General features: G+C 24.6%; 8 protein-coding genes and 1 pseudogene. 1 reads left to right on the top strand and 8 read right to left on the bottom strand.

Annotated features, from left to right (window positions below):
• Window positions 1-541: 541 nt before the first annotated feature.
• The 7 genes and pseudogenes from VJ881_10380 to VJ881_10350 form a co-directional block, all read right to left on the bottom strand.
• Window positions 542-1441 carry a nucleotidyl transferase AbiEii/AbiGii toxin family protein gene (locus VJ881_10380; protein HKL76456.1) on the bottom strand — a complete coding sequence of 300 codons (900 nt, stop codon included), beginning with the start codon at window positions 1439-1441 and terminating at the stop codon, window positions 542-544.
• A 2-nt stretch (window positions 1442-1443) separates the two neighbouring features.
• Complete coding sequence (locus tag VJ881_10375) at window positions 1444-2040, bottom strand: hypothetical protein (GenBank protein HKL76455.1); 597 nt, start codon at window positions 2038-2040, stop codon at window positions 1444-1446.
• Window positions 2041-2257: 217 nt separating this feature from the next.
• A pseudogene (locus VJ881_10370) lies at window positions 2258-2488 on the bottom strand (nucleotidyltransferase domain-containing protein).
• A gap of 195 nt (window positions 2489-2683) precedes the next feature.
• Entirely contained in the window at window positions 2684-2983 is a 300-nt protein-coding gene (locus VJ881_10365; protein ID HKL76454.1) for a hypothetical protein, read from the bottom strand.
• A gap of 549 nt (window positions 2984-3532) precedes the next feature.
• Complete coding sequence (locus VJ881_10360; protein HKL76453.1) at window positions 3533-3955, bottom strand: hypothetical protein; 423 nt, start codon at window positions 3953-3955, stop codon at window positions 3533-3535.
• A gap of 740 nt (window positions 3956-4695) precedes the next feature.
• Window positions 4696-5427, bottom strand: coding sequence for a Fic family protein (locus VJ881_10355; GenBank protein ID HKL76452.1), 732 nt, complete (start codon window positions 5425-5427; stop codon window positions 4696-4698).
• 131 nt (window positions 5428-5558) lie between these two features.
• The gene (locus VJ881_10350) at window positions 5559-6947 is read right to left on the bottom strand and encodes an AAA family ATPase (protein ID HKL76451.1); all 1389 of its coding nucleotides are present in this window, start codon (window positions 6945-6947) and stop codon (window positions 5559-5561) included.
• A 540-nt stretch (window positions 6948-7487) separates the two neighbouring features.
• On the opposite strand from VJ881_10350, the gene VJ881_10345 reads away from it, so the two are divergent.
• Complete coding sequence (locus VJ881_10345; GenBank protein ID HKL76450.1) at window positions 7488-8720, top strand: ISL3 family transposase; 1233 nt, start codon at window positions 7488-7490, stop codon at window positions 8718-8720.
• Between the two features lie 158 nt (window positions 8721-8878).
• On the opposite strand, the gene VJ881_10340 is transcribed toward VJ881_10345, so the two are convergent.
• Window positions 8879-9670: a hypothetical protein gene (locus VJ881_10340; GenBank protein ID HKL76449.1), complete on the bottom strand. Its 792-nt coding sequence runs from the start codon at window positions 9668-9670 to the stop codon at window positions 8879-8881.
• Window positions 9671-9924 lie beyond the last annotated feature (254 nt).

Here is a 9924-nt window from a genome sequence, read left to right as displayed (position 1 = left end):
TTTGTTTCTACTATTATGGTATCAAAAAGGAGCTCTCTTTTCTACATTTTATGGAAGAAATTCTTCCGAAATTTAAAATTATTTCTGTTGGTATGACAGGTGTTAACTTAGTTTTGTGTTTTTACTTTCCGAATTCAGGTTTATGTAATTTTTAGATTGCATTGTTTAATGCACGATTATTTCGTTTTGATTTTTTTTAAAACTCTAATTTTTCAGGTAACTCTTTTAGAATTTAACATAAGTTGCATTATGTTGCAATAAAAAATCTCACTAGAATTCAACTAATTCCAGTGAGTGTATTATTTATCTTTCTATTTTTAATTATTTTTACAAATTTTTTATAATTTAATCAGATCAATAATAACTTTATCTGAAATTTTATCTCTATTTATTTTGCCAACTGTTTTATTTACACGTATTTAAGTTATTAAGGAGTATATATAAAATTATAAACGTTAAAAATCATCTCCCCTTAAATTAAAATTAAGATATATAAAGGGTTTTATTTTAATATTTTTGAAAAATATTTTATAAAAGAGTATTAATTATAAGATTTATCGTTTGGATTCCAAAAAGTATCAATTGAAGTAGAATTGTAATAAGCTTTATATGGAGCTTTAAGAAAAATTATTATTTCTTCTATTATTTTATCAAAATTCAAATACTCATTTAGAATTTTACTACAAAAATTATCCCATCTTTCTTTAAGTTGTCTATTATTTATCAATCTATTTAAAGAACCAATAGAATCATTAGAATAATTTCTATTCCTATTATTTAAAGTTTTTGTAATTGCAATTTTTAATTTTTCTCCTGAAAATTGATATTTATTAAGTAAAAAATAGATATCATAATAATCTTTCATTCTACTGTTAAGTTCCATGCGATAAAGAATTGAATCTAATTTTTCTGAGACAATTGATTCTAATGAATATGTTAAAATATTTGGTTTTTCGAAGTCCTCTAAAATTGTACGTAGGTTTCTTGTTTTAAATTCAGGAATTAAATAATCATCTCCAGTAGCAAAATCAATATTTATATGAGTTCTTGTATTTTTTATCTTACTAATTAAATTAACTCTTATACCATTATACTTCATTTGCTCAGTGATGCTTTCATAATTTTTGACTTCATATTTAACATAATCATATTGAGTTTTTTGATTAATTACATTATTCATAACTTTTTTTAAATTTTTTATATCTAAAGGATGATTTACGATTAAAAAATCAGAGTCAATTGTAGGTCTAAAACTTTTTTCACTTATTGAATAAATAAGATAACCACCTTTTAATATAAAGTTTTCTTTATAATTAGAGAGTGAAATTCTTCGAATTAATTCCTCCTGACTAAATAAAACTAAAATTTGTTGAAATTGTAAATTTAATTTCTTAGATTTATTTTTTAACTTAGCTAAAGTAGAAGCAGCTGGATCATTCAATATTATAACCACACTCCTATATATTTCTGTATTTTATTATTAACATTAAGTTTATCTCCATATTCCATAAGATATCTAATATTTTTTTTGTCATCTTTTATATAATTTTTTATTGCATTTGTAAATACTTCGTTGTCAATTTTTTTTTCATATCTAAGAATATCACATATTGTTTTATTTCTATCATAAATTGGTACTTTAACATTATCTATAGTAATATTTTTTACACCAATTTTACGATATTTATCTTTAATAAAATAAGGTTTTACATTTAGATTAGGTATAGTATATTTTTTTGGATTACTGTGTTTATCTACAGCAATTTGCCAAAATTTTGGTATTCTATTAGAATAATTATAATATAACAGTGCACTTTCAAGATAAATTATAGCTTCAGGGAATACACGCGCAATAATTACCTCTTCTTTTGGGAAAGTATTTGCAAGAATATAATACCCATGTCTAAATTTTTCTATTACTTGTTGATCAATTAGCCGTTGGATTTGCCTATAATTTAAACCTATTGCATTTAGTTCGGAGGTTTTCATAATACCGCCATTTTTATTGAAATATTGTTTTATTTTTTCTTTTGAAATCATGTAATAACCCCTTCTATTTCATTAATTACAGTTTTAAGTAGGCTTTATTCAACAAAAGCCTACTATTTACTGTAATTATAACATAGATTTTATTATTCATCAAAAATTCATCTATATGTAAATAGTAAAAGATGATTGTTTAATTATGTGGTTTTTTAAAACTAGTAAATTATATATAAACGTAAAAAAGTATCTATAAATATTTACCACATAAACTTTATTTTTTCGTATACTTTGCACTTCCATATATTTCTTCTTTTAATTCTTCTTTTACATTTTCATTTATAACAAGATCAACTTTTTTATTTAAATTATCTTCTAAAAAAAATTTCAAATCCATATAGTTATCAAAACTCTTTTTTTCTTTTTCCAACTCAACTAAAAAATCAATATCGCTATCTTTATTTGCTGTACCTTTAACATAAGAACTAAATAAAGCTATATTTTTGACACCATATTTTTTTTAATGTTTTTTTATTATTTGATAAAAAATTTAAAATATATTATCTATCCCTTGTACAACCTCCTAAACATATATTAACCCTATAAGGTATGTATAACAAATATATTACCAGTTAAAATAATATATTTCATAGACCAGATATTTTTCTTTATTCAATATTTGAATAATTTTCTCTTACTTCTAAAATAAGTCACTATAAAATTTCATATCCTCTTCTAAAGATTCTTTAAACTCATATGCACAATCTTTTGAGCAGAACATAAAAATTAAATCATTTCCTGCTTGTTTAGCTTCTGAATTTAATCCGGTTACAATAGCCCACACTTTTTTACCACCAACTTTTAAATCTGTAATATACCCATTGAGTTTAACTTGTGGATGATCAGTATCTTTTTTAAATTTAACTGGAACTGTAAAAACTTCACTATCAGTCGTATCATTTCTACACCAACAGCATTTAGTAGGCATTTCTTTATACATTAGCTACCTTTCCCCCTTCTATAGTAAATTTAAGTTTTTTTTAAACAAGCGTAAATTATTTTTCTCTTGAATAATTTATAATTCATTTTCTACTGCATTAGGTTTCATATATAAAACACAAGAAACATTTTCTAATTTCTCTTCCTTATAAAAATAAATTAAAGTATTGTCTAGGAATACTTTTTTTCAATATCTTCAATAAGAACTAATCCTTCTTTTTTTCTAATAACTTATCTAATTAATCTCTATAATTCATATTTTTACTTTTTTTACTTTCACGCTTCATTTGTATATTATTTAAGCGTGAATGTAAATACTTTTTATTATACTTTATATCAAGATATTTTTAATATTGATTAACAATGTTTTTCCATAACTATTTGGCTTTTACAACATCTATATCAAAACTATGGTCTCCAAATTTATTTTTGTATCTTTATTTACCAGTAAAGATGTCCAGGTTACAAAATTATTATTAACTAATATTAATCATAGAATGTTTTATAAAAATATTATTTAAAGTCAAAAAAGACAAATTTATTCACTAATTTAATATAATGGTTTTAATCCATCATTTCCGATTAGCATCTCATACTGACAGTTCTTACAAACAATTTTTTCTCCTCTATTCACTTCTGGTATTTCTTTAAAAACTAAAGGACCTTTTCCACATTTAATACAATAATCAATATTATATTCCCAACAATCATTTTTCATTTCAAAGCAATATCTTTCCCATAAGACTTTATCTAAAAAATGGAAATCATAATTTGTTTTTTCTTGAATATATTTGATTTCATCATCTCGAGAAAAAGAAAAATGATCTTTATTTAAAAATTCTTCATTTAAATCAATTATTTTATCAATAATATCTGATAACTCTTTATTATCATGAAAAGAATATCCTTCTTCATTAATTATTCTTTTTATAATAAATTCTTTCATTTCTTTTAATTCTGAATCTGTAAACATAATAAGATCCTCTCCCTATTATTTGAATTTATTAAAGTATTAAAAATTACTATCCTTCCCAGTATAGATAATACGATCGTTAAAGAAGTCTAAAATAACAGCCATATTAAAACCATAGATGATCTGTATTAGAAAATCTCCTATACAATAATAATATGAGATTTTTTATTATATAATTTATAGGATCTTGAATTAATAATAATTGGTTGTTATGGGCAGAATCGGGTATAGTTCCGTTTTTATAGCGATGATAGGTTATATTTCCTCCATCCTAATAATCGATGCATTTTTCTTTGATTTAAACTTTATTTGACTCTTGTTTTTTTTATTTCTTCAGGTGATAATAAATTGTATTTTTTTTATAAATATCAAAAACTTTGCGCTGATTTTGTTTGTCTAATTTTTCATTAAATATTTTATTTCCACACTCTTTACAGTAAGCTACTTCTGCTTTGATATTAATTTTTTCATCCTTAATAGTATATGTTTCTTCTTTACTTTTTTTATTCTACAAAATCATCACATTTTTCACAGTAAAAAGTATCTAACATTTTGTATACTTCCATACATTAATTTTTGAGTAAATTTCAGATATTATCCCTGGGTTTCGTGACTTCTGTGAAATATCCAATGTAATTTATTTTTTTACTCTATATTTAATAAATTAGGAACATTTTTTTTTATGCACCAATATCAGATATCATTAATCCTATGTGATGACAGAATATATTTAGGACTATTTAATCTATTATATTTAAATATATATCTAAACTTCTATTTAAAGATTCAGATACTAAATTAATAAAATCATTATAATCTCCACAAGTATGTGCTTTATCTAAGCTTTCATAGTATTTAACTCTATCTTCATTTCTGATAATAATAATCGGATAACCAGATTTTATTAATTCAAAATTTAATAGTATCCTTGCTGTTCTACCATTTCCATCAATAAATGGATGTATTTTGACAAAATCAGTGTGTAATTTAGCAGCTTTTTCAATAATATGAAGAGATGATCCTTCACCATAGTACCAATTAATTAGTTCTTCCATTTGATCATGAATAAATATCGGTGCAGGTGGTACATGCTCTGCTCCACTTATTACTACTTTCTCATTTCTATATTTACCTGCGTTTTCATCATCTATACCCTTAAGTATTAAATAGTGTATATTTTTTATTTGTCTTTCAGAAAGCTTTTCGTTCTTATTAATTATATCTTCCATGAAATTTATAGCTTCTTTATGGTTCACAACTTCTAAATGCTCTTTTAGTGTTTTTCCACCTATAGTTATACCATCTTCTAATACTACTTTTGTTTCTGATAATGTTAAAGTGTTACCTTCTATTGCATTTGAATTATATGTCCATTCTAAAAAAAGTTTTTCTCTTAAACTTTGTAAAGTATTTTTGGGTAGTGGTCTTTTTTCTTCAATCTTTTTCTTTTTTTCATCAATATTGTCAAACATAATCAAAATTCCTCCTTTATTTTAAACAAGTCATTAAAAATAGAAAGCTTATATTTATTAATAAGGAAAATCAATTGAATATTTTACTGAATTGATCAGTTATTCCTTCTACTAAAAAAAAAATAAGTTTCTTATTCATTTTTGACATTACGACCAGCAGATCTAAAAGCTCTTGCTATTTTAAATTCATCAGTTTTATCATAAATTTCTTCATCTTGACCACCTAATTTTATACCACGATAATAAAAACTTCTTAAATTATTAGTAGTTTTAACATTTGTAAATCTAATATATCTATTGTTTGGATTAGTAGTAGTAAATATCAATGAATCTTTCTCCAATTTTTCTAATGGTCTTAAGTTATGAGATGTGAAGATTAATTGACCCTTTCCTCTTTCTTGAATAATTTCTAGAATTTCTCCTAATAAGTATTCAAAAATTCCAGCATCTAATTCATCAACCGCAAGTAATATCGAGGGTTTATTATACATAGCAATTAAAGCACTTAATATTGAAATAATTTTTTTAATTCCATCAGATTCATATCTTAAAGGAATATTGACATCTTCTCTTTTAGCAAGTAATTCTATTTTGACAACACTATTTCCGTTTTCAGCTAATTCTTCACCATATTCATTTGTACTAATAGTTAAATCAGGAATTACTTCATTTAAAACAATATTTAAATTCTTAATAACATTTACTACAGTATCTAAGAGTTTTTTTGGTATCGTTGTTGGCTCTGATAAAGCTATTGCTAAATCACCTCTAGATATTTCATTACTATTAGATATTTGGAAACATAATGGAATAATTAAATTTGCATTAATCATCCCTGCTCTTGAATTTCTTATTACAAAAAAATTCATTTTTGAATAATACTTTATTTCTGAAATAATTTTTTCATACTCTTTAAATTCACTACTTGATTTTAATATTTTTCCTAATCTTTTTGAAAAAATAAATGAAGTATGTTCTTCTCTCGCAAGCTCTTTTGTTACTTTTAAATCGATTTTTGTTTCTTTATTATTTTGTGTCAATAATTTATAATTTTTTTGTGGACTAAATATTGTATCTTCATCCTCAAAATTGTAGGAGATTATTCCACGTTTATATGACCATTTTTCCTTTTCTGATTTTTTATAAGATAAATCTTCATTATTTATATATACCTCATTATCTTTTCTCTTTTTCATTTTCATATTATAAAATATTTGATACCTTTTATCATCCAATTGAGCAGAAAAAACAATTTCTATACTTGATATTTGTTTTCCTTGGTAAATATAATTCTTACAATTATCTGGTAAAGATTCCCCAAGTAAAGTATTTTTTAAAATCCAAAGAGCTTCAATTAGAGCTGTTTTACCAGATCCATTTTGTCCATATAAGCCAATTAAATCAGATTTTTTTGAAAAATTATTGTTGTTTTTATAACTTGGAAAATCTATTGTCCCATTTTTGACATTCTTAAAATTTTTCAATTTTATTTTTTGTATTCTAATATAATTTTCATTCATATTATCATCACCTGTAATTTATTATATATCTTTAATTAATGTATTGCAAAAATTTTTGGCGTAATCGTTATATTTTATAACGTTTTTAATAATATTATCAGTAAATTAACATTGTTTCAATTTGGTAATGATAATATGTTAATGTCAGTAGGGAATTTATAAAACATGCAAACTAACAAATAAAAAGCCTATTATTATAATAAATAAAATATCTTGTAAGTTTGAAACTAAAGCGATAACAAAAATGGAGAAGTTTTTCCAAAACTTAGACATGTGTTTGAATTTAGAAATTATAATAGTTTGTCTAATTAACAATTTTAAAAAAACTTATATTTTTAAAAAATTACCCCTGCCTTTTATAGCAGAGGTTTAAGATTTAATCAATATATTTTAGATTGTTATAAATAATTATAGCCTCTTCGCTATTTAGTGTGGGTATTTTCATATTAAAGCTTAAATTTCATAAATTATGTTCTTTTCTGTTTCCAAATATGGTATACTTTACCTATTATTAAAAGGGAACAGAAAGGATGAAACTAAATGTATAATAACATTGATTTATTTACCCAAGCTTTGTGTATAGAAAATCCATGGAAGATAGACAAAATTAATTTTGATAAGGATGCAAAACAATTAGATATATATATTTCTCATGTTAGGGGAGCTAAATTCCCCTGCAAAGCATGTGATGATAAATACGGTATTTATGATACTACTAAAGAAAGAACCTGGAGACATTTAAATTTTTTTCAGCATAAAGCCTTTATTCACTGTAGTATTCCCAGAATTGAATGTGAGAAACATGGAGTCCTACAGGTAAAAGTACCATGGTCGAGACCAAGATCAGGCTTTACTTTACTTTTTGATGCCTTTGTTATGGAATTAGCTGCCTGTATGACTGTAAATGAGATAGCACAATTAGTTGATGAACATGATACCAGGCTCCAGAGAATAATCAATCATTATGTTGATAAAGCAAGAGCTCAAGAAGATTATTCTAATGTTGAAAACATTGGTATTGATGAAACATCCAGCAAAAAAGGCCATAATTATATTACATTATTTGTTGATTTAGAAGAATCCAAAGTCCTTTATGTTACTGAAGGTAAAGATAGCACAACTATTGATAGATTTTGTCTTGATTATATCTTACATCAAGGTAAAACAGAGTCTATAAAAAACATTTGCTGTGATATGTCACCTGCCTTTATAAAGGGTAGTAAAGTTAATTTTCCCCATGCTGCAATTACTTATGATAAATTTCATGTTATGAAAAAAATCAATGAAGCAGTAGATCAAGTCAGACGTCAAGAAAGATATAAAAATGATTTTCTTAAAAAAACCCGATATATTTGGCTTAAAAACCCTGAGAATTTAACTAAAAAACAAAAAGAAAAATTCGCAGCTCTTTCTAATATGAATTTAAAGACTCTAAGAGCATATAATCTAAAATTAGCACTTCAAGAGTTCTGGGAAATAAACGATGTGACAACAGCAGCCAGCTACTTGCAAAAATGGTACTTATGGGGTATTAGAAGTCGTTTAGAACCCATGAAAGAAGCAGCAGAGTTTATTAATAGAAACTGGCAAGGAATAATGCAATATATTACAAGCAAAATTAATAATGGTGTTTTAGAAGGTATAAATAGTGTAATCCAAACCGTTAAAAGAAAAGCAAGAGGATTTAGAAATATAAAGAACTTTATCACAGCTATATATTTGAGATGTAGTAAATTAGAGTTTGATCTACCAGAAGCTTTAGCTCATAAATAAATTCATTCTCGTAATTGAAATAGAAGTCATTTTTATATTTTTGTCAAGGCCGGGCGATAGACCGTTCAATTTAGCCTTTACTAAAATTTATAAAATGATTTATACTGTTAGAAAAGAGAATGAATGACTAAAATAATGAAATTAAATTACCATTATTGTTAAATTATACCAAAAGGTTTACCCACACAAATTAGCGAAGAGCCAATTAAATTTATATTATATTTTTTATCCAGGAGTTTCTTCCATATGTTTTTCAAAAACCATTTAATCGCTTCTATATTACTTCCATACCAGAGAGAACCTATAAATACTAAATTTATATCATAATTATTTTCTGCTTTCAATAATTTATTAAACTCCTGGACACAGATAGGTAGTACTTTATAATTGAATTTTAGATTATATATTTTTTGAGCTCTCTTTACATCTCTATTTGTTAAAAACAGACCCAGGTCCATATTTTCAAGCATCATTTTTTCATCACGTTTGACTGCTGTTTTTTCAATAAATTTAAATGTTTTGGGGAGTAATCCTCTATACATTTGTGAATATGTTTCTAAATAATCTAATTCTATGTTATGAAAATGGCCTATAATATAACAGCTATTATTATTTTCTTTTATATCTTTTGCTATAAAACCCAGTCTAGAACTACCAAGTATAATAACATCAGGATCAAATTTATAAACTTTTTTCTTTATTTTAAACCACCACTCTAAATATAAATAATTACTATGTAAAAAAAAGCGGGCCAACAAGTCTTTATATCTGTTTTTAGAAAGCTCAACATCTAATTTGAAGTCGATATTATCATTTAAAGCAATAACTCTATAATCAAAATCCTGGAAATTATTTTTGATATTTTTCAAAGATAAATGTATTTTTTTAGCTTCAATACCACCACCATTATTATCCCCAATAGATAGTGATGATATATATAAAATTTTCATTAAAAATTCTCCTCGTATAATATGCTTAAATACTATCAGTAAATCCTCATAAATATATAATACTTATGACGGGTTTGATTAATTTTAATCAGTAGCCGCAGTCATAGTAGTAATTGTGGATATGTGGTAAACTTGATCTTTAGTTTTCCAAGCGGTGTGGGTAATGTGGGCAATTTGTTCTTTAATTATCCTCATTATCCACATTAGCGGCATATCCACAATTAGTTAACAATTTTTTTGAATTTCTTTAATTT

The organism is Halanaerobiales bacterium, from assembly GCA_035270125.1.
Classification (GTDB): Bacteria; Bacillota; Halanaerobiia; order Halanaerobiales; family DATFIM01; genus DATFIM01.
This window is presented reverse-complemented; position numbering and strand designations above follow the sequence as displayed.